The sequence below is a fragment of the Clostridioides sp. ZZV15-6383 genome (assembly GCF_020657735.1).
In the GTDB taxonomy this organism is placed as follows: Bacteria; Bacillota; Clostridia; order Peptostreptococcales; family Peptostreptococcaceae; genus Clostridioides; species Clostridioides difficile_D.
Genome location: NZ_JAGWCV010000061.1, coordinates 1 through 21,389, shown reverse-complemented (window position 1 = coordinate 21,389; position 21,389 = coordinate 1). Strand labels below are relative to the sequence as shown.

Sequence of the window (21,389 nt, the reverse complement as noted above, 5' to 3'; positions counted from 1 at the left end):
GTAGAAAATATCAAATTAAATAATATTTAGGAGGAAATGATATGTATAACTTATTAAAATTAATGATAGAACAAAAGAACTATAGTACTAGAGAGGATTTACAGCATAAAATGGATGTATTCTATGCAGTAAATAGGATTACAGAAGAACAATATTTAGAGTTAACAGGTTTATTAAATAAAGAAGAAACACCAGTAGAACCAACTGTATAGAATAGGTTCTTTTTTATTTCAATTAATTAGGAGGCTTACATGAATGAAGAACTTTTAGAAGCAGATTTAAAAAGACATGAAACAAGAATAAATAAGCATGGAGAAGAAATAGACGAATTAAAGATAGCAAATATAGAGTCTAAAGCAGAGTTAAAAGCATTATGTGAAAACTTAAATTCGCTGACAAGTATGTTAAAATGGCTAATTGGAACAATGATTACAACACTAGTAGGATTCTTTATATTTGCAATACAAAAAGGAATATTTTAATTAATTAGGAGGATAAAAGATGGATAATTTAATAAGTTTTATACCAGAGCAGTTGCTAATTTTAGTAGCTGCTCTCTCTATTATAGGTAAAGGTTGTAAAAAATATAAACAACTAGATAATAAATACATTCCAATTATATTACTTGTGTTGGGAATCGGATTTTCTATTTGGATGCTAGGGCTTAGTCCTAACGCAATCTTACAAGGTGTAATTTGTTGGGGTATGTCAATAGGTATAAACCAAACTTACAAACAACTAAAGGAGGAAAATAAATAATGAAAATAGCAATAGTACCAGGACACACTTTAAGTGGAAAAGGAACAGGAGCAACTGGCTATATAGATGAAGGAAAAGAAAACAGAACACTAACAGAACTGATAGCAAAATGGTTGAAACAAGGTGGAGCTACTGTATATACTGGAAAAGTAGATAAATCTAATAACTATTTAGCAGAGCAATGTCAAATAGCCAATAAGCAAAATGTAGACTTAGCAGTACAAATCCATTTCAACGCAAATAAAACAACTCTAAATTCTATGGGTACAGAGACAATATATAAAACTAATAATGGCAAAGTATATGCTAAAAGAGTTAATGATAAATTAGCAACTGTATTTAAAAACAGAGGTGAAAAATCGGATGTAAGAGGACTTTATTGGCTTAGTCATACAAAAGCTCCAGCGATATTAATAGAAGTATGCTTCGTAGATAGTAAGGCAGATACAGACTATTACATTAAAAATAAAAATACAGTTGCAAAGCTAATAGCTGAGGGTATATTAAATAAAAAAATAGATAATGTTGAGGTGAAACAGATGTATAAGCATACAATAGTTTTCGAGGGAGAAGTTGACAAGGTATTAGCACAAATAATAAGTTGGAATTATAAAGAGAGTGAGTGTCTAGTTTGCGATATAAAAGATTATATACCAGGTCAGACAGAAAATTTATATGTTGTTGGTGGTGGAGCATGTGAAAAGATAAGTTCTATAACGAAAGAACACTATACTATGATAAAAGGTAATGATAGGTTTGATACACTTTACAAAGCATTAGATTTTATTAATAAATAGATTGGAAGGTAACAACTAAGTCAGTTGTTACCTCCTTTTTTAATAAATTTAAAGATTATAGAACAATGTATCTTTTCATAATTAAATAATGTGATACTATTGTTATAGTAGATACTAATACTATTGATATTATTGCGATATCAGTTTTTCTTATTAATAAACCCATTATTATATATTCTAAACCTATTAAACAGTCATAAAATATTTCTAATTTAACGGCTTTTTCTCTATCTATATTCCCATACTTTAATTCTAATTTATCTAAATATTTTTTGTTGCAGTAATTAGCTTTGCGTTTAATTAAATATCTTATTGCGATTCCTATTGTAAATGTTATTCCGTAACTTAAAAATATAATGCTCCAAGAATTCATAGTAGATATACCTCCTTTTAGATTTAATTTTCTTAATCAAAGTATATCAGTAACACAAGTATAAAGAGTATCTAAAATATTACAAATATTAACAGGACACATAAAACTATATAATATAAGTTGTAATAATAAAACGAATGAAAATTATCAGACTAAAACATAAGACATGTTATAATTGTATTGTATGCTTTCATTAATATACACTAAAAATACTCTTTTGCAGGAGTACTTATTTTTGTGGAATAAATTGGAAAATATACTTATCCTAATTTAATTGATTATATACTCTTATTGTTATAGAATTTAGTTATACATAAATTGGTAAGAGGTGTAAACTAATGAAGGTTAATAAATTACCACATGCAGAACTAAAACTGATGAAATATATTTGGGGAGTGGATGATATCTTAGCCTCAAGGGATGTCATAGAAGCTATGAAGTTAAAGTATGATTGGAAAAAGAGTACAACACTAACATTCCTAAAAAATTTAGTAGACAAGGGCTTTTTAACTACTGATAAGGTAGATAGATGTACGCATTATACTATAGCTATAAAAGAGAAAGATTATTTAAAAGTTGAGACAAAGAGTTTCTTTAGTTTTATGCATAACAATTCATTTAAGAGTTTTATTTCAGCATTACATGATGATGAAGTTTTAGATAGTAAAAGCTTGGACAAATTAGAAGAATATTTTAAAAATTTGAAAGAAGAAGATATTGATGACTAATAAAGCTATCAGTATCTTTTTAGTTTGAGACAATTGAGAGTAGCGTTTTGATTTAATGTTAGTGTTATGTGATGGTAAAAATATAGAAAATAATACCAATTAAAATTTAAAAAAAGATATGAAAATACTACAATAGCTTAAATCATGCAAATATGATAAAGAAATTGAAATTATAAAAGGAATATAATTTTAGAAGAAATAGTTGACAGATAAATTACCTTACTATATTATTGTATTAATTTATCAATACAATAATATAGTAAGGAGGTAATAAATGAAATCTAGAAAATATAATATTACAAAAGGATTATTTATAGTTTACATAATTATTTTGACATGGATAATACTATTTAAGTTGCAATTTGATATCTCATCTCTTGAAACCATGAATCTTAGAAGTATAAACTTAGTACCTTTTGCTGGGTCACTTATAATTAATAATAGAGTAGATATATCAGAGATTATATTAAATGTGGCTATATTTATACCATTTGGGATATATGTGTGTATGCTAAAAGAAGAATGGAGCTTTATAAAAAAAGTTATACCTATTTTTATAACTAGTTTAGCATTTGAAACACTTCAATATATATTTGCACTAGGTGCAAGTGATATAACCGATTTGATAGGAAATACACTGGGAGGAATCATAGGAATAGCTGTTTTTATGCTATTATCGAAAATATTTAAGAATAATACCATAAAAATTATCAATATATTGGCATTGATTGTGACAATTATTGTTGTACTATTTTTAGGATTAGTTATTTTTGCAAACTTATAGAAATAAGTATATAGGTTTAGTTTAAAATAGAACGTAAGATACAGTTACATATAAAATTATTTACACATAAAAAGCACCTTTACATAGGTGCTTTCTTAAATTATTAAAGAATTATTGTATCTTGAAATTCTTATATATTCAATTCTTGATTTTCTCTTGTTTTTTCTAATAAATCTAATGCACAATTTATACAAACTTTAATTTCTGCATTGGTATTTTTCTCATAATAAGTTATATATTTATTTCTATATTTATCTATTTCTTTTCCACAACGACTACATATTACAATTACGCTCATATCTTAGTTCCTCCATCTCTAATTATTCTTAATATATTCAATAGTATCACTTTTCTGAAAATAATGATTGTTAAAAGTGTATCAAAATTAGATTTACTTTTTATTATAATGAATTTTAATAAAAAAATAAAGGTTATGGGTAAAATATTTATAGAAAAAAGTATATTATTGAATGGATTATAAAATTTTATTGTTTTTTATCATTCTTAAATACACATTAATATCTATAAAATGACAAAATAAAAAATACTATTTAAATAGATATTAAAAAATTGATACTAAGTATTTATTTGCTATATGAATAACAATTTATTTGAGAGCTTTACTTTTACATTGTATAATGATAAAGTAATTGCTAAAAAAGTTTGATGATTTGGATGTATTTTTAGAAAGTAGAAAAATATATACTTACTGACTAATGATAATTTTATATGTATTTTAGTTTGAGTGACTTAAGAGAAGCATTTTGAAGGGGTATTATTTTATAGAGTAAATAAATATATACAATAGTAGGAAATAACATATAAAAAGTAGTGTTTATTTCATTACCTTCTTTATCTGTTCCGATAGGGTCTTGTAGAGATACTTGAGTTTTATTTTTTTTGTTAGACCTAATATTCATTAAAATCTCATTTTCAATACATCTAGAGGCATATGTTGCCAATCGAGTTCCTTTGTCTATATTATAAGTTTCTATAGCTTTAATTAATCCTATTGTACCTATGGATATCAAGTCATCTTGGTCTTCCGTCGAATTATTATATTTCTTTGCTATATAAGCTACTAATCTCATGTTTCTTTCAATTAATGTATCTTTTGCACTTTTATCGTTTTCTATTTTAAATTTAGTTAAATACTCAATCTCTTCTTCAGGGGTTAAGGGTTTTTCAAAAGATTTAAGAGCTGCCAATAGGTCACCCCCCTTTTCAACGGTCACTTTAAATTATATGAAAGAGACTTATCCAAGTTGACTGTTATCTAATAAAATAATATGCATACTTTTAGAATTTAAAGCATATATTTGCAAACTTTTGGATAGAACATGACATGAAAAATGGTAACTTAAATTTAAGTTTTTGTTGTAGATGCATAAAACAGGGCGAAAGAATTATTAACTTATGAAGTATAAATTGAAATCTAGGTGTCAATAAATATAAATGAGAAAGATATTATTATAAATAGTGAAACAATGCTTTTCACAAATCATTCATAATTATTTATTTGAAAATATAAAAAATAATGTTTATGTATGTTTTGATATTGAGCAAAAGATTTAAGAAAAACAGTAGACTGTATAAAAAATATAGGTATAGGGGGTGGAGAATCTTACAATACATTATAAAGTAAATATAATTAATTATTTTTACAATGTTGATTACAAGTAAAGATTAGTAGTTTCAGTTAATGTTATTAAGAGTGAAGGTGGTGTATTAAAAGGATATAATTACTGGTGCAATAAGATTTAAAAAATCTATGTTTGTATATGAACATGAAAAGCTTTAAGTAACAATGAAAAAACTTATAAAAGACATTTATGAAAAAACTTATAGTTAAATTTTTATATAAAATATTACTTAGGGGTTTTTATTATTGAAAATAAGAAAGAGTGGTTTTATATCAATCGAATGTATAATAAGTATTGCTATATTATATGTGGCTGTTTACTTAGTTTCTACATCATTGTATAGTTGCTATGGTTTTATCAGTAGAAATTCATCTGATAGAGAAATGTTAGCTACAGCAAAAAAATATATAGAAGATGAGAAGTATCGAATACAAAATAGTAAATATGAGTCAATTGAAGATGAAACAGAAAAAAATTACATAAATGGATATGAGATTAGCAGTACAGTAAAACAAATTTTAGATTATTATCAATGTTATGAAATAAATATAGAAATAAAAAATAAATTTAAAAAGTTGAGGTTTAATAGCTATGTTACTAGAAAATAAAGGCTCTATATTAATAATAACATTGATAATATTTTCTATTATAAGTACTGTGTGTATTATGTGTATAGGTTTAATCTACACACATAATAATATATTTGAGTTAGGGTACAAGGATACTCAACTAAAAGAAATTTCTTTAAGTGGAATAGAAATATCGGTAAGTAATGTACTTTCTTGTGTTGAAGAAGCTATTAATAAAGCTAATAATGAAGATGAATTTAGAGAATATTTCTTAGGAAATAACATGATTGATTGTATAAAAAAAATAAAAGATACGTCTTATAGCGGGTTAGAAGAACTTTCTTTAAAAGTAGAAAATAATACTATCTACGATAGAGGTGATTTTTTTGAATTTGATATAGCAAGTACAGTTAGAGAAAAAGAATTATTAAAAGTAATAAAAGCAAGAGTAAAAATTAAAAATCCATGGGTAGGAATTGATATTGAAGATTATATGGATAAATCTAATAACAATAAAATTAATGACAAAATGTTTAATGGTTATAGAGAATCTAAAAAGAATGAATTTCTAAATGAATTCAAAACTGAGAATGAAGATATCAGCAATCAAGAGATTGCTGAATCCACAGAAATAGATATTAAAGAATCTGAAGAAGAACTTAAAGAAAACATAATTGAAAACATAAAAAAGAATTTTGATGAAAAAAAATTAGTATATGTGTATAAGTATAGGGGTGTATAACTTTGAAAAAAGAAGGAATGTGACTGTAATAGAATTAGTAGTATCTATCAGTATAATACTATTGATAGTTACATTATCTTTTCCAAAAGATAATCTTGAAAATCATAAAATAAATTTATTTGCACGTCAACTTTGTTCAGATATAAGGTATGTTAGGCGAATTAATATGTTTAGCAACTACAATACATATATATACTATATAAATCAAGATAAACATGAAGGTTATGTATTGAGAAAAGATGGTAAAAATATTAAATCAATAATACTGCCTAAAAATGTAAAAATAGCTAGAAGCATTGATATAATAAAATTTAAGTCTGATGGCTCACCTCAAAAAGCATCTACAATAGAGATATATAATAATAGATTAAGAAAAACTATAACAATTACACCTGTAAGTGGAAGAGTACTTCTGAAAGAGGGAAAATATGAAACGTAAATATGGCTATTTACTTTTGGAAAGTGTGGTATCATTAACTTCGATTGTAATTTTGATAATGGTTTTATATTCTATATTCGTGCTTACAATAGATTTAAAACTAAAAATAGAAGATAGGATAGAATTACAACAACAAGTTCTTGAAATCATAAAATCTATGGAAGGAATTATTAGTAATTCTATGGGAATAATAAATGTATCTAATGACGAAGAAACCTTTAAAAGGACAACATCTATAAAGTGTAGATATGTAGATGAAAATATAACTAATAATGAAGAATACATAAGTAATAAAGAAATCATATTAAATGAAAGACGAAATAAGTTATTTGTGAATTCTTTAAATGGTGAAAGTAGTCAAGCAGGTGGTTATGAAATTGGAGATTATGTAGATGAAATGTATGTATCAATTAGTAATAATGGTCAATATGTTAATATAAAATTGAAATTATCAAAGCGTAGTCAAAACTATGAAACTAAGTTTAAAATAAAAGTGTGGAATTTTAGCGAAAGCATATGAAAACGAATAGATTTATGAGAAAGAAATAAAAGCTATTAATCATATAAAGTATAATTACTAAGAACTATGTAATTAAATAATATCAATATGTAAAATGTATAGATTAAGATTGTATAGGAGAATAATAAAAATATAAAATAAGTAATTTGCCAAATACTTGTTTATATTGTATAACTTATGATATTATGATATTAGTAAAAATTTGTAATCCTGACTTGACAGAATTCAAGTAAGAGATATAATTTTAGAGGCATAGTAATTTAAAATTTACTAAAAAATAAGAAATTTATTTTAATATGGAGGAACAAAAAATGGTATCAGCAGGTGATTTTAGAAAAGGTGTTACATTTGAAAAAGATGGACAACCATGTTTAGTAGTTGATTTTCAACACGTTAAGCCAGGTAAAGGAGCTGCTTTCGTTAGAACTAAATACAAAAACTTAAAAACAGGAGCTATAAGAGAAGAAAGTTTCAATCCAAGTGAAAAATTCCCTAAGGCTGTTATAGATACAAGACAAATGCAATATCTATACAATGATGGTGAGTTATATTATTTTATGGATCAAGAAAATTTTGAACAAATACCATTAAATTATGAACAAGTTGAAGATGCAATTAAGTTCTTAAAAGAAAATGAAGTTGCTACAATAAGATTTTATCAAGGGCAACCATTCCAAGTAGAAGCTCCAAACTTTGCGGAGTTAGAAGTTACAGATACAGAACCAGGTATAAAAGGTGATACAGCAAGTAATGTAACTAAAGCAGCTACAGTTGAAACTGGAGCAGTTGTTCAAGTACCATTATTTATAAATACTGGAGATAAAGTAAAGATAGATACTAGAACAGGTGAATATTTGTCAAGAGTATAAAAATTTATGTATATAAAAGCTTATATGTCTTAATAATATAAGATATATGAGCTTTTAGTTTATATATAAAAAAGAAAGCGAGGGGTGTTACATGAAACATTTATATGAAGAAGTTGCATACTTAAAAGGCCTAGCAGAAGGACTAGAAATAAGTACTGAAAGCAAAGAAGGGAAAATGATACATAAAATAGTTGATGCATTAGAAGTATTTGCAGATGCTATTGTAACATTGGATGAAGAACAAGAAGAACTTCAAGATTTTGTTGAATCTATAGATGAAGATTTAGCAGATTTAGAAGAAGATATTGCTGACATGGAAGAAGATCTTTATGAAGAAGATGATGAGGATGATGAGGACTTCAGCTATATAGAAATGGAATGCCCAAATTGTGGAGAGTTAGTAGAAATAGACGAAGATTTGTTATATGATGATGAAGTAGATGTTGTTTGTCCTGATTGTAAGGCTGTAATATTATCATCAGAAGATGATTGCGATGATGATTGTACATGTGGTGGTTGTTCAAGTTGTGATGATAGAGAGTAAAAATTCATAAGAATTAAAACTGCCTATGATACCTATGAGATATTTTGTTTCATAGGTAGTTTTATTTTTATGAGGAAGAGTATTATAGATTTTGGTTTTGCAATACTTGGACAAAAATAGTACACTAGAATTTATAGAATAGGATTTTGGAGGGATGTAAATATGAAAATAAGTAAAAAATTACTAGATAATATACAAAGATTTGAAAATGTTATAAATTATAAATTTAAAAATAAAGAATATATACTAGAAGCTCTTACTCATAGTTCATATTCTAATGAAAATAAAAAGTATAATTTTAACGAAAGGTTAGAATTTTTAGGGGATTCAGTTTTAGGCATAGTGATAAGTGATTATTTGTTCAATGAAGAAGCAAATCTGCCCGAAGGGGAACTAACTAAACTTAGAGCAAATATAGTTTGTGAAGATTCGTTAAGTGAAGTAGCTAATGATATAAATTTAGGTGTTCACATGTTATTAGGCAGAGGAGAGGAAGCAACTGGAGGAAGACATAGAACTTCAATATTAGCAGATGCATTTGAAGCTGTAATAGCAGCCATATATCTTGATGGAGGCTTTGAAAGTGCAAGACAGTTTATACTTCATTACATGGAAAATATAATTTATGATTCAAGAAAAGGAAACATATTTAGAGACTACAAAACACATCTTCAAGAAGTGTTACAAGGTAATGGAGAAAACAATATCTGGTACAGGCTTATAGAAGAAAAAGGACCAGACCATAATAAAAGATTTGTAATGGAAGTTGGAATTAATGAAGATGTATTGGGTATAGGAGAAGGTAAGAGTAAAAAAGAAGCTGAACAGTTAGCTGCTAAAGTAGCTTTAAAGAAAAAATTATGGGAAAAATAAATATAATATGTAAAAATATAAAAAGAAATATTTAGATTAGAAGGATGTTGTAGATGAAAAAGAGAATTATACCTATATTTGTCCCTCACAAAGGATGTCCTCATGATTGTATATTTTGTAATCAAAAAAAAATAACAGGTGTGAGTACTGATGTTACAAGTGAAGATGCAAGAAACATAATTGAAGAATGTTTAGAGACTATAGATAAAGATGCTGATGTAGAAATAGCATTTTTTGGTGGTAGCTTTACTGCTATAGATATTGATATACAAAAAAGTTTATTATCAGTTGCTAAAGAATATGTAGAAAAAGGTCTAGTAAAAGATATTAGAATGTCTACAAGACCAGATTGTATTGATGAAGATATATTAAGTATGCTAAAAGAATATAAGACAAGCATAATTGAACTTGGAGTACAATCTTTAGATGAAAAAGTGTTATTAGATAGTATTAGAGGCCATCAATCAGAAATTGTATACAAGAGTTCAAATATGATAAAAAATAGTGGAATTAAACTTGGTTTACAGATGATGATTGGTCTTCCAGCTGATACAGAAGAAAAATGTATATTTACAGCAAAGAAATTTGTAGAGCTAAAACCAGATTGTGTTAGAGTTTATCCAACCTTAGTAGTAAAAGATACAGGTCTTGAAAAATTAATGCAACAAAATGAGTATAATCCATTTACTCTTGAACAGAGTATAAACATAGTAAAAAAAGTTCTTGTATTGTTTTATGTCAATAATATCAATGTAATAAGAGTTGGACTTCAAGCTACTGATGACATACAAATTGGAAAAGCTGTTTTAGCAGGACCATATCACCCTGCATTTAGAGAATTGGTAGAAGCTGACATGATAAAAGATTATTTGGAATTTATTATTTTACAAAATAAAAATATAAAACAGATGTTGGTGAAATCTAATAAAAAGAATCTTTCTAAGATAATAGGAAATAAAAAAACAAATGTTAAATATATGAAAGAAAAATTTGGCGTGATTTTAAAAACACAAGAATCAGATTTAGATATAAATCAATTAGAAATTGTGTTAGATGGGAAAAGTTTAATTATTACTAATATGAAAGACATTCATAGAAAATTGTATGACATTTATAACCTTTAGTTTTAACGATGAAGGGAGAGAAACGATTTGTATTTAAAAAGACTAGAGTTAAAGGGATTTAAATCCTTTCCAGTAAAAACAGATATTATTTTTAAAGAAGGAATAACAGCAATAGTAGGGCCAAATGGAAGTGGAAAAAGTAATATATCTGATGCTGTAAGATGGGTGCTAGGAGAACAGAGTATTAAGAGTCTTAGAGGTGATAAACTTGAAGATGTAATATTTGCAGGTACAGATACAAAAAAACCTATGAATTACTGTGAGGTTGCTCTTACTATTGATAATTCTGAAAATCAATTGGAATTAGATTTTACAGAAGTAACTATAAGAAGAAGAGCTTATAGAAATGGTGAAAGTGAATTTTTTCTAAATAATAAGAGTTGTAGATTAAAAGATATAAAAGAAGTCTTTTTAGATACTGGTATTGGAAAAGATGGTTATTCAATCATAGAACAAGGAAAAGTAGATGAAATATTAAGTAATAATCCTTTAAGTAGAAGAAAAGTTTTTGATGAAGCTTGTGGTATATCAAAATATAGATATAAAAAACAGGAAGCAGAAAGAAATTTAAGCAATACAAAGGAAAATCTAGAAAGAATAGATGATATATATATAGAAATTGAAAATCAATTAAAACCTCTTTTTAATCAACAGACAAAAGCAAAGAAGTACTTGGAAATAAGTGAGAAATTGAAGATACTGGAAGTAAATAGTTTTATAAGAGAAATTGAAGGGATAGAAAAAGAATTAAGCGAAGTTAATGAGCATAGTAAGGTCATTGAAAAGGAACTCAATGAAAAAGAAGAACAAAAAAGTATTGTAGAGAAAAAGCAAGAGGATATTAATAAAGAGGTAGAGGTATTACAAGATGTAATTGAAAAATCTGTAGATTATATAAACTCAATTAAAGGTGTTATATCAAAAAAAGAGTCTCAAATAAATTTAATTAAGGAAAGAATAAGGAATTTTACGAATGAAATTCATAGAAAAAATTTAGAAATAAATGATATAAAAGAAAAACTAAATGAAAATAAGCAGTACATAAAAGAATTAGAAAGTAATAAATTATTAGGTAGTGAAGAGCTATCTACTTTGCAAGAAAATATAAAAATATTGGAATCCAGCAAAGATAAACAAAAAGTTAAGTTAGAATCCTTAAATAATGATGTAGAATTATTGAAAGAAAGTATAATAGATATATTAAATAAGAAACAAGAGTTTAGTAATAAATTGTCGACTTTAAATGCAAATAAAGAAAATATGAATATCAGAGATGAAAATATAAACTCAGAAATAGCAGAATTAAATAAGAGTATTGAAATAAAGTCATCTGAATTAGACAGTATAAATAAAGACTTTAATATGCAAAATGAGAATTTAAAGAATGTAAATAATAGAAATAAAGAATTATCAACTAATTTGCAAGATTCAATTAGTAAACACAATAAGCTAGAAGATGAAATACAGAAAAATAAATATAATCTAAATGGATATAATTCAAAATTAAATGTCTATATAGACATGGAAAATCATTATGAAGGATTTAACAGAGGTGTAAAAGAAGTATTAAAAAATAAAAATTTAAAAGGGGTTCATGGAGCATTAGGTCAAATTATAAATGTACCTGAAAAATATGAGAAATCTGTAGAAGCAGCTCTTGGTGCTTATATGCAAAATATAATAACTGATGATGAGTTTAGTGCTAAATCTGCAATAAACTATTTAAAGCAGAATAATTTAGGTAGAGTAACCTTTCTTCCATTAAATATAATTAAATCAAATAAAATAAGTCTAGGAAACTTAAAAGCGAATACTAAATTCATAGGAATAGCAAGTGATTTAATTACATTTGATGAAAAGTATAGAAATATAATTGAAAATATACTTGGAAGAACAATTCTTATAAATAATATAGACGAAGGTATAAAATTTGCAAAAGAAACTGGTCATAGGTTTAAAATAGTAACTTTGGATGGTGAAATCTTAAATCCAGGAGGGTCTTTGACTGGAGGAAGTTTAAAAACTAATGGTAATATACTATCGAGAAAAAGATACATTAATGAATATACAGAAAAGATAAATAATATCAAGATTCAGATTTCAGAATTAGAATTAAAAAGAGAATCTCTAGACAAAGATATAAAAAATATAAAAAATGAAATTGAATCGCATGAAAGTAAAATAAAAGATTTAGAAAAAAGTATAATAATAAAAAGTACCAGTATAAAGAATATTGAATCTGAAATTGAATCTTTAAAAGGTAGTATTACTAAATTAGAGAATGAGAAGAATGATTTGAATTCCAATTTAAATTACACACTCGAAAAAAGTGATGATGTTAGAAGAGATATGGAAGAGTTAGATAATATACACAGCCAAAACAAAGAAAAAATTGATGCATTGAATGAAGAAATAAAAAAATATAACGATTTGTATGATAAAGAAAAATCTGAATTTGATGAATTAAACTTGACTATAGTAAAGAAAACAGAAGCTTACAACAGTATAGTTAGAGATATAAAAAGAATATCTGGTGAAAACTGTGAGTTAGAAGAAAAAAATAAACAGCTAGAGGAATCATTAAACTATGAAGAAAAAGAAATAGTTAAATTGCAAGATTCTATAGCTATTGAGGAAAAAGAAAAAGAAAATTTAACAAAACAATTAGGAGATAGTAATAGAAATCTTGAAACTAGAAAAATTGCAAAGGATGATTTGAAAAATAGTTTTGATGAAATTAATAAAGAATTAAAAACTATAGATAGACAACATATAGAACTTAAAGAAAGTTTATTCAAAGTTGGTGGAAGATTAGAAAGATTAAAGTCTAGTCAAGACACATATATAAATAAGTTATTTGAGCAATATGAAATGACTTTAGTACAAGCATTGGAAATTAAAAATGAAGATTTAGATATAGACAAAAAATTCTTAGAAAGTCTAAAGAGAGAAATAAGAAGTCTTGGAAATATAAATATAGATTCTATAAAGGAATACGAAGAAATAAAAGAAAGATATGATTTTTATAGTGCACAAAAACAAGATTTAGAAGAATCTATGGAAGAGATAGAAAAACTTATACATACATTAGAAGAAAATATGAAATCTGAATTTGAGATTAAATTTGAAGAAATAAGTAAAAACTTTAAGTATGTATATAAGAGATTATTTGGTGGAGGTTGTGGAGAATTAACTATTCTAGATAAAGAAAATTTATTAGAAAGTGATATACTAATAACAGCTCAACCACCAGGTAAAAAAATGAAAAACTTAAATCTATTATCTGGTGGAGAAAAAGCTTTAACAGCAATAAGTATACTATTTGCTATATTAATTACAAAACCAACACCATTTTGTATATTAGATGAGATTGAAGCTCCACTTGATGATGCAAATATATTTAGATTTGGAGAATTTTTAAAGGATTTATCTAAAGAAACACAATTTATATCAGTAACTCATAGGAGAGGAACTATGGAGGCTGCTGATTATATCTATGGAGTTACAATGCAAGAAAAAGCTATTTCAAAAGTTATTAGTTTAAAATTAAAAGAAGCTCAGCAAATAACTGATATTATATAACTTAAATTGACATAGGAGGAAGAACAGTGTTAAAAAAATTATTTGGTTTTGGGAAAGAAAAGGAAATAGAAAAAAAAGATACTGAATCAGAAGAAGAAATAGAAGGTAGTAGTGATAATCTAGAAAATATGGAAGAAACCATTTTTTCGGGTCTTGAAGAAGAAGTGATAGATAAAGTAGAAGATATTGAAGAAAAAGCTGAAGAAGATACTACTAATGAAATTACTGGAGAAAATGAAGAAGCAAAAGGTCAGATAAATAGTGATGAGCAAGAAGTAGAATCTATTTTAGATAGTGATTCTCATGAGGGGATAACAGGAGAATTAGAAAGTTATGATGAGGATGTTGAACCTGAAGAAGTGGACGACAAAGGTGAAAAGAAAGTTAACTTATTTGAAAGACTAAAACAAGGATTAACAAAGGCAAAACAAGGAATAACTGATAGAATAGATGAAGTTTTAAAATCATATACAAAAGTAGATGAAGAATTGCTTGAAGATTTAGAGGAAATTTTAATAACAGCAGATGTTGGTGTAAATACGACTATGGATATAATTGAAAAACTAAGAGATAAAATAAAGCAAAAAGGTATTACTGAACCAATAAAGGTAAGAGAAGAACTTAAATCTATAGTTGAAGACATTCTTACAAATGAAAACTCTACACTGGATATAGAACCAGTACCATGTATAATCTTAATGGTAGGTGTAAATGGAGTTGGTAAAACTACTACAATAGGTAAACTAGCAAATCGATATAAAAAAGAAGGAAAAAAAGTTTTATTGGCAGCAGCAGATACATTTAGAGCAGCAGCTACAGAGCAATTAGAAATTTGGGCAAATAGAACTAATGTAGATATAATAAAGCATCAAGAAGGAGCAGACCCTGGAGCAGTAGTATTTGATGCCATAAAGGCTGCAAAGGCTAGAAAAACAGATGTATTAATATGTGATACAGCAGGAAGATTACACAATAAAGCTAATCTTATGAATGAGCTTGGAAAAGTATTTAAAATAGTAGATAGAGAATTTCCAGAAGCAAAGCGTGAAGTGCTTCTTGTAGTAGATGCTACAACAGGTCAAAATGCAGTTGTTCAAGCAAAGACATTTAAAGAAGTTGCAGATATAACAGGTATAGTACTTACAAAACTTGATGGAACCGCAAAAGGCGGAGTAGTGCTTGCAGTAAAATCAGAAGTAGATGTGCCTGTAAAACTTATTGGAGTTGGAGAAAGAGTAGAAGACCTACAAGATTTCAATGCAAAATCATTTTCAGATGCATTATTTGGTAACTAGTGTTCTTTTAAAAATAATGGTTGACAAGAGTGTTTATATGATATAAAATACAATAGTGTAAAGTAAATAACCTTTACAGTATACTGCTAGGAAGTGTAAGATATGAATATAGAAAAAATGGTCGAAATTGGATTGTTATTTGAACAGTATAAAGAATTATTAACTGACAAGCAGAAAGAAATAGTTGCTCTATACTATGAAGAAGATTATTCTTTAGGTGAAATTAGTGAAAATCTTAATGTATCAAGACAAGGTGTGTATGATACTTTAAAACGTTCAGAAAAAATACTAAGAGATTATGAAGAGAAGTTACACTTAGTATCAAAGATTCAAGAGCAGGAAAAAAATATTAAGATTATAAAAGATAAAATTATTGACATTAAAGAAGATTTATTGCACAATAGAGATTGTGCTAATTTAATCCCTAAGCTAGAAAATATAGAAGATGTATGTAGGGAGATGATAAAATGATATTTGAAGGATTGTCTGATAAACTACAAGGGGCATTTAGTAAGTTGAAATCAAAAGGAAAACTTACAGAAGTAGATGTAAAAAATGCTATGAGAGAAGTTAAACTTGCTCTTCTTGAAGCAGATGTTAACTTTAAAGTAGTTAAAGATTTTATAAAAAAAGTTCAAGAGAGATGTGTTGGACAAGAAGTTATGCAAAGCTTAACTCCAGCTCAGCATGTAATTAAAATTGTAAATGAAGAACTTACAAGTTTAATGGGGGATGTACAAAGTAAAGTGATGATTTCCTCAAAACCTCCTACAATTTTAATGATGGTTGGACTGCAAGGAGCAGGTAAAACTACTACAGCAGGAAAACTTGGAGGATATTTTAAAAAACAAGGTAAAAAACCTTTATTAGTAGCCTGTGATATTTATAGACCAGCAGCTATAAAGCAACTTCAAGTTGTTGGAGAAAAATTGGATATCCCTGTATTTAATATGGGAGATAAGGAAAATCCAGTAAATATTGCAAAAGCAGGTTTAAGCCATGCAATTAAAAATGCTAATGATTTAGTTATTATAGATACAGCTGGTAGACTTCATATAGATGAAGTACTTATGGATGAGTTAAAATCTATTAAAACAGAAGTTAAACCACATGAAATACTTTTGGTTGTAGATTCTATGACAGGTCAAGATGCTGTAAATGTTGCAGAAAGCTTCAATGAAGCACTTGGCGTTGATGGAGTAGTATTAACTAAATTAGATGGTGATACTAGAGGTGGTGCTGCACTTTCAATAAGAGCAGTTACACAAAAGCCTATAAAATTTATGGGTATGGGAGAAAAGTTAGATGATATAGAACCTTTTCACCCAGACAGAATGGCATCGAGAATATTAGGTATGGGAGATGTCTTAAGTTTAATAGAAAAAGCACAAGAAAACATAGACTTAGAGAAAGCTAAGGAACTAGAGCAAAAAATTAAAAAACAAGAGCTTGATTTTGAGGATTTCTTACAACAAATGGAACAAATACAAAATATGGGTCCTCTTGACAAGATACTTGGTATGATACCTGGTATGGGAAATGTAAAAGACCAACTTGGAGATGTAGATTTGAATGGCAAAGAAATGAATAGAACTAAAGCCATAATTCAATCAATGACTACATATGAGAGAAGAAACCCAGGAGTATTAAATGCGTCTAGAAAGAAAAGAATAGCTAGAGGTAGTGGAACTAGTGTACAAGATGTAAATAGACTTATAAAACAACTTAATGAAATGAAAAAAATGATGAAGATGTTTGCTGGTTCGCAAAAGAGTATGAAGAAAAGGGGCGGCTTAGGCGGTTTACCTTTTTTTAAATAAAATATAAAAAAGTAAAAATTATTCGGAGGTGACTGTAATGGCAGTTAAAATAAGATTAAAAAGAATGGGAGCTAATAAAAAACCTTTCTACAGAATAGTAGTAGCTGATTCAAGAGCTCCAAGAGATGGAAAATTTATAGAAGAAATAGGATACTATAATCCAATTTCTGAACCTAAACAAGTAAGAATAAATGATGAAAAAGCTATAAAATGGTTAGCTACTGGTGCTCAACCAACAGAAGTAGTTAAAAAATTACTTGTAAAAAATGGAGTAATAGAAAAATTCGAAGCTTCTAAACAAGCAAAATAATTTTTCTTGGCAATTAGTTTAAGTAAGTACTCATTGCTGAGGTTACTTTAGGAGATGAAATATATGAAAGAGCTAGTTGTAGATATAGCTAAGGCTCTAGTTGATAATCCTGATTCAGTTGTCGTTGAGGAATTTGAAGATAATGACGGTATCGTCTTAAAACTTACAGTTGCTCAAGAGGATATGGGTAAGGTTATTGGTAAGCAGGGAAGAATAGCTAAAGCTATAAGAACTGTCGTAAGATCTGTTGCTAATAGAGAAAATATAAAAGTTTCTCTTGAGATAGTGTAAATAGGAGGATTAGGTATAATACCTAGTCCTTTTTGTATAATTATATCTAGTTTAAGAATTTATGACGACATGACCACATAAGATTAAATTTTTTAAGAAGGTGATAACATGAAAGAAAAATTAACTCATTTTAAGGTAGGTCAAATAGTAAATACACAAGGTCTAAAAGGTGAGGTAAGAGTTTATCCACTTACTGATGATATAGAGAGATTTGATGAATTAAAAGACTTCTATCTAGGAAAAGATTTAAATAATAAATGGACTGTTGAAAAAGTAAGATACAAAGGTTCTATGGTTATGATGAAGATAAAAGGTATAGATAGCATAGAGAAAGCAGAAAAGCTAAAAAATAAATTTATGTACGTATCTAGAGAAGATAGCAGAGAACTTGAAGAAGGAGAATTTTTTATAGCAGATATGATTGGAATGGAAGTTTTAACCGTAGATGGAAAATATGTAGGAGTCCTAGAAGATGTTCTTCAATACTCAGCAAATGATGTATATGTAGTAAAAGGTGATGAAGATAAAGAATTTATGATACCAGCTATAAAAAAATTTGTACCTACAATAGACATTTATGAAAGAAAAATGATTATAGACCCTATTAAGGGAATGATAGATTAGGTGGTAATATGAGATTTCATATAATGACGCTTTTTCCAGAAATATTTAATTCATATATGAACGAAAGTATAATGAAAAGAGCAATTGAAAAAGGTATAATTGAAGTTAATATATATAATATAAGAGATTTTTCCAATAATAAACATAAAAAAGTAGATGATTATCCATTTGGAGGAGGAGCTGGTATGGTAATGACTCCTCAACCTATATATGACACATATAAGCACATAATAACAACTCACAATATAAATAATCCAAGAGTAATTTATCTAACTCCAAAAGGGAAGGTATGCAATCAATCTATAGTAAAGCAGGTGTCTGTAGAAGAGGATATAATACTTCTATGTGGTCATTATGAAGGAATAGATGAGAGAATCATTGATTTAATAGTCACTGATGAAATTTCGATTGGAGATTATGTACTAACTGGAGGAGAGCTTCCAGCACTTATAATGATAGATTCTATATCAAGATTAATACCAGGTGTATTAAATCAAGAAGAATCATTTGAAGAAGAATCATTTAAAGATAACTTGTTAGAATATCCTCATTACACTAGGCCTAGAGATTTTGAAGGATTAAAAGTACCAGAAGTGCTTTTATCAGGTAATCATAAAAAGGTAGATGAGTGGAGAAGAGAAGAATCTATAAGAATAACTAAAGAAAGACGATTAGATTTATATAAAAAGTTTAAGGAAAAATAAAATATAATACAAAATTAATATATATGTATACAATAAAGTACCTATAAATGGAATTAAAAACATAAAAGTGCTTGTAATAACTATTGAAGTATAGTATAATATAAAATGTTGAAAATACGGGCGTTCCTCTGTTTACACTGGTCGGGTAGTTAAGAACGTCTATGATATTTAGGAGGAAGAAAGATGAATGAAATGCTAAGAGCAATTGAGCAAGAACAATTAAAAAATGAAGTTCCTAATTTTGGACCTGGGGACACAGTTAAAGTACACGTTAGAATTATAGAAGGAAAAAGAGAAAGAATACAAGTATTCGAAGGTGTAGTATTAAAGAGACAAGGTGGAGGAGCAAGAGAAACTTTCACAGTTAGAAAAATGTCTTTCAATGTTGGTGTAGAAAGAACTTTCCCAGTTCATTCTCCAAAGATAGAAAAAATAGAAGTTACTAGAAAAGGTAAAGTAAGAAGAGCTAAACTAAACTACTTAAGAGGTAGAGTAGGTAAAGCTGCTAAGATAAAAGAAGCTAGAAATAAATAATTAAAAACTTTACTTATAAATGGGGGGCTGATTTATCAGTCCTCTTTCTATTTTAATGAAAATCACAGCAAATAATTATATTCTGAATACATAGAACTATTTGTTGAAAATGTACATTATTTATCTATGAATTTATGCCTTTTAAAATGAAAAATAAAATTAATAAAATATTGCATTGTATTTTGTAATAATATTAAAAATAAGAGGATAATATTCTGTAAAGTACGATGTTAAAAAGGTGACAATATTATAGTTTGTAAAGATATATTTTTTAAGTGAAATTAGGATATAATAATATAATGTTAATAAGGAGTGATACATGTGTCAAATGAATATGAAGAGTATCTTATGGATGACAATCTACATATAAACTGGTATCCAGGTCATATGAAAAAAACTAAGGAGTTGGTAAAAAACAACTTAAAATTGATTGATGTGGTAATTGAACTTTTAGATGCTAGAATACCATTTAGTAGTAAAAATCCAGATATAGACAGGCTTGTAGGAGACAAACCAAGAGTTGTTGTACTTAATAAAAGTGATATGGCAGATAGAGACAAATTAAATCAATGGATAGAGTATTATAAAAAAATTAATATAAAAGCTATACCTGTAGATACAATAAAAGGGATTGGTATAAACAAGATAATTGAAGAATGTAAGAATGTAACTAGAGAAAAAATGAACTCTTTAAAGGATAAAGGTAGAAAAGAAAGAGCTATACGAATAATGATAGTTGGAGTGCCAAATGTTGGTAAGTCATCCCTTATAAATAAATTAACAGGTAGAAGAAGCACTCAAACAGGAGATAAACCAGGAGTGACTAAGGGAAAGCAATGGGTTAGATTAAAGGGAAACCTTGAACTTTTAGATACACCTGGAATACTTTGGCCTAAGTTTGAAGACCAAGAAGTTGCCTTAAATTTAGCATTTAGTAGAGCCATAAAGGATGAGATTTTGGATACTGAGACTTTGGCTTTAAGACTTATAGAAAAACTTATGAAGATAGAACCTGAGAAGCTGAAAACTAGATATAGGTTAGATTCTTTAGGAGAAACTCCAATTGAAACTATGGATATGATTGGTCAAAAAAGAGGTTTTATAACAGGGAAAAAAGAACTTGATTATACGCGCATAGCCACAACTGTTTTAAATGAATTCAGAGATGGAAAAATAGGAAATATAACTTTAGAAGTACCAGAAAATGTTAAAAGATAGACTTTAAAGCTAGATTAAAAAATTAATATTATAAGTAAAAAAAAGCCTTTTTGTAAAGGCTTTTTTTATTTTTTTGAAATATAGACAAATATTGGCATATAAAAGTATAAATTAGATTAAAAAAACTTTTAAAATATTAATTTAAGACAAATATACCTAATATTTTGAAAATTAAAATAAATATGATTATTTAAAAATTTGGTATATTGACTTGCTTGTTTCGTATAATATATAATAAGCACAAATC

General features: G+C 27.1%; 27 protein-coding genes. 24 read left to right on the top strand and 3 right to left on the bottom strand.

What is annotated here, in order from left to right:
* Nucleotides 1-41 precede the first annotated feature (41 nt).
* From KGF42_RS16515 to KGF42_RS16500, 4 genes are read left to right on the top strand one after another with little or no spacing between them, the layout of a single operon-like run.
* Nucleotides 42-212, top strand: coding sequence for a hypothetical protein (locus KGF42_RS16515; protein ID WP_227826664.1), 171 nt, complete (start codon nt 42-44; stop codon nt 210-212).
* A 39-nt stretch (nt 213-251) separates the two neighbouring features.
* A complete protein-coding gene (locus KGF42_RS16510; RefSeq protein ID WP_074090306.1) occupies nt 252-482 on the top strand; it encodes a hemolysin XhlA family protein in 231 nt (76 codons plus the stop codon).
* A 19-nt stretch (nt 483-501) separates the two neighbouring features.
* A complete protein-coding gene (locus KGF42_RS16505) occupies nt 502-759 on the top strand; it encodes a phage holin family protein (protein WP_227826708.1) in 258 nt (85 codons plus the stop codon).
* Nucleotides 759-1,556: an N-acetylmuramoyl-L-alanine amidase gene (locus KGF42_RS16500; RefSeq protein WP_227826707.1), complete on the top strand. Its 798-nt coding sequence runs from the start codon at nt 759-761 to the stop codon at nt 1,554-1,556. The genes KGF42_RS16505 and KGF42_RS16500 overlap by 1 nt, the downstream gene beginning before the upstream one ends.
* A gap of 55 nt (nt 1,557-1,611) precedes the next feature.
* Here the strand turns inward: KGF42_RS16500 and KGF42_RS16495 are convergent, their stop codons facing one another.
* The gene (locus KGF42_RS16495; protein ID WP_227826706.1) at nt 1,612-1,929 is read right to left on the bottom strand and encodes a hypothetical protein; all 318 of its coding nucleotides are present in this window, start codon (nt 1,927-1,929) and stop codon (nt 1,612-1,614) included.
* 338 nt (nt 1,930-2,267) lie between these two features.
* On the opposite strand from KGF42_RS16495, the gene KGF42_RS16490 reads away from it, so the two are divergent.
* Together KGF42_RS16490 and vanZ1 are read left to right on the top strand one after the other, a co-directional pair.
* Nucleotides 2,268-2,657, top strand: a complete 390-nt coding sequence (locus KGF42_RS16490) for a BlaI/MecI/CopY family transcriptional regulator (protein ID WP_227826705.1) — start codon at nt 2,268-2,270, stop codon at nt 2,655-2,657.
* Nucleotides 2,658-2,931: 274 nt separating this feature from the next.
* Entirely contained in the window at nt 2,932-3,441 is a 510-nt protein-coding gene (gene vanZ1 / locus KGF42_RS16485; RefSeq protein ID WP_227826704.1) for a glycopeptide resistance protein VanZ1, read from the top strand.
* Between the two features lie 130 nt (nt 3,442-3,571).
* Here vanZ1 and KGF42_RS16480 read toward each other — a convergent pair whose 3' ends face one another.
* Together KGF42_RS16480 and KGF42_RS16475 are read right to left on the bottom strand one after the other, a co-directional pair.
* Nucleotides 3,572-3,739, bottom strand: a complete 168-nt coding sequence (locus KGF42_RS16480) for a DNA-directed RNA polymerase (RefSeq protein WP_227826703.1) — start codon at nt 3,737-3,739, stop codon at nt 3,572-3,574.
* 427 nt (nt 3,740-4,166) lie between these two features.
* Nucleotides 4,167-4,649 (bottom strand): sigma-70 family RNA polymerase sigma factor, encoded by a 483-nt coding sequence (locus KGF42_RS16475; protein ID WP_227826702.1) that lies wholly within the window; start codon nt 4,647-4,649, stop codon nt 4,167-4,169.
* A 680-nt stretch (nt 4,650-5,329) separates the two neighbouring features.
* Here KGF42_RS16475 and KGF42_RS16470 point away from each other — a divergent pair.
* From KGF42_RS16470 to ylqF, 18 genes are all read left to right on the top strand, one after another.
* The gene (locus KGF42_RS16470; protein ID WP_227821462.1) at nt 5,330-5,692 is read left to right on the top strand and encodes a hypothetical protein; all 363 of its coding nucleotides are present in this window, start codon (nt 5,330-5,332) and stop codon (nt 5,690-5,692) included.
* On the top strand, nt 5,676-6,395 hold the full coding sequence (locus KGF42_RS16465) for a hypothetical protein (protein WP_227826701.1): 720 nt from the start codon (nt 5,676-5,678) through the stop codon (nt 6,393-6,395). Before KGF42_RS16470 ends, KGF42_RS16465 begins: the two co-directional genes overlap by 17 nt.
* The gene (locus KGF42_RS16460) at nt 6,370-6,834 is read left to right on the top strand and encodes a hypothetical protein (protein ID WP_227826700.1); all 465 of its coding nucleotides are present in this window, start codon (nt 6,370-6,372) and stop codon (nt 6,832-6,834) included. Before KGF42_RS16465 ends, KGF42_RS16460 begins: the two co-directional genes overlap by 26 nt.
* Nucleotides 6,824-7,354, top strand: a complete 531-nt coding sequence (locus tag KGF42_RS16455; protein WP_227826699.1) for a hypothetical protein — start codon at nt 6,824-6,826, stop codon at nt 7,352-7,354. The genes KGF42_RS16460 and KGF42_RS16455 overlap by 11 nt, the downstream gene beginning before the upstream one ends.
* Before the next feature lie 311 nt (nt 7,355-7,665).
* A complete protein-coding gene (gene efp / locus KGF42_RS16450; RefSeq protein ID WP_009889023.1) occupies nt 7,666-8,223 on the top strand; it encodes an elongation factor P in 558 nt (185 codons plus the stop codon).
* 91 nt (nt 8,224-8,314) lie between these two features.
* The gene (locus KGF42_RS16445) at nt 8,315-8,767 is read left to right on the top strand and encodes a CD1247 N-terminal domain-containing protein (RefSeq protein WP_227821465.1); all 453 of its coding nucleotides are present in this window, start codon (nt 8,315-8,317) and stop codon (nt 8,765-8,767) included.
* Between the two features lie 162 nt (nt 8,768-8,929).
* Nucleotides 8,930-9,640 (top strand): ribonuclease III, encoded by a 711-nt coding sequence (gene rnc / locus KGF42_RS16440; RefSeq protein WP_054273254.1) that lies wholly within the window; start codon nt 8,930-8,932, stop codon nt 9,638-9,640.
* 53 nt (nt 9,641-9,693) lie between these two features.
* Nucleotides 9,694-10,764, top strand: a complete 1,071-nt coding sequence (locus KGF42_RS16435; RefSeq protein WP_227821466.1) for a radical SAM protein — start codon at nt 9,694-9,696, stop codon at nt 10,762-10,764.
* A gap of 27 nt (nt 10,765-10,791) precedes the next feature.
* Nucleotides 10,792-14,346 carry a chromosome segregation protein SMC gene (gene smc / locus KGF42_RS16430; protein ID WP_227821467.1) on the top strand — a complete coding sequence of 1,185 codons (3,555 nt, stop codon included), beginning with the start codon at nt 10,792-10,794 and terminating at the stop codon, nt 14,344-14,346.
* A 26-nt stretch (nt 14,347-14,372) separates the two neighbouring features.
* Nucleotides 14,373-15,641: a signal recognition particle-docking protein FtsY gene (gene ftsY / locus KGF42_RS16425; protein ID WP_107594207.1), complete on the top strand. Its 1,269-nt coding sequence runs from the start codon at nt 14,373-14,375 to the stop codon at nt 15,639-15,641.
* Nucleotides 15,642-15,743: 102 nt separating this feature from the next.
* Nucleotides 15,744-16,112: a YlxM family DNA-binding protein gene (ylxM, locus tag KGF42_RS16420; RefSeq protein WP_003419333.1), complete on the top strand. Its 369-nt coding sequence runs from the start codon at nt 15,744-15,746 to the stop codon at nt 16,110-16,112.
* A complete protein-coding gene (gene ffh / locus KGF42_RS16415; RefSeq protein ID WP_054273257.1) occupies nt 16,109-17,461 on the top strand; it encodes a signal recognition particle protein in 1,353 nt (450 codons plus the stop codon). The genes ylxM and ffh overlap by 4 nt, the downstream gene beginning before the upstream one ends.
* A 37-nt stretch (nt 17,462-17,498) precedes the next feature.
* Nucleotides 17,499-17,771, top strand: coding sequence for a 30S ribosomal protein S16 (gene rpsP, locus KGF42_RS16410; RefSeq protein ID WP_003419338.1), 273 nt, complete (start codon nt 17,499-17,501; stop codon nt 17,769-17,771).
* A gap of 63 nt (nt 17,772-17,834) precedes the next feature.
* Entirely contained in the window at nt 17,835-18,062 is a 228-nt protein-coding gene (locus KGF42_RS16405; protein WP_003419342.1) for a KH domain-containing protein, read from the top strand.
* Nucleotides 18,063-18,170: 108 nt separating this feature from the next.
* The gene (rimM, locus tag KGF42_RS16400; protein WP_227826698.1) at nt 18,171-18,686 is read left to right on the top strand and encodes a ribosome maturation factor RimM; all 516 of its coding nucleotides are present in this window, start codon (nt 18,171-18,173) and stop codon (nt 18,684-18,686) included.
* Between the two features lie 8 nt (nt 18,687-18,694).
* Entirely contained in the window at nt 18,695-19,390 is a 696-nt protein-coding gene (gene trmD, locus KGF42_RS16395; protein ID WP_227821469.1) for a tRNA (guanosine(37)-N1)-methyltransferase TrmD, read from the top strand.
* Between the two features lie 183 nt (nt 19,391-19,573).
* Nucleotides 19,574-19,924, top strand: coding sequence for a 50S ribosomal protein L19 (rplS, locus tag KGF42_RS16390; RefSeq protein WP_003419350.1), 351 nt, complete (start codon nt 19,574-19,576; stop codon nt 19,922-19,924).
* A 321-nt stretch (nt 19,925-20,245) separates the two neighbouring features.
* On the top strand, nt 20,246-21,142 hold the full coding sequence (gene ylqF / locus KGF42_RS16385; protein WP_227821470.1) for a ribosome biogenesis GTPase YlqF: 897 nt from the start codon (nt 20,246-20,248) through the stop codon (nt 21,140-21,142).
* The last annotated feature ends 247 nt before the right edge of the window (nt 21,143-21,389 follow it).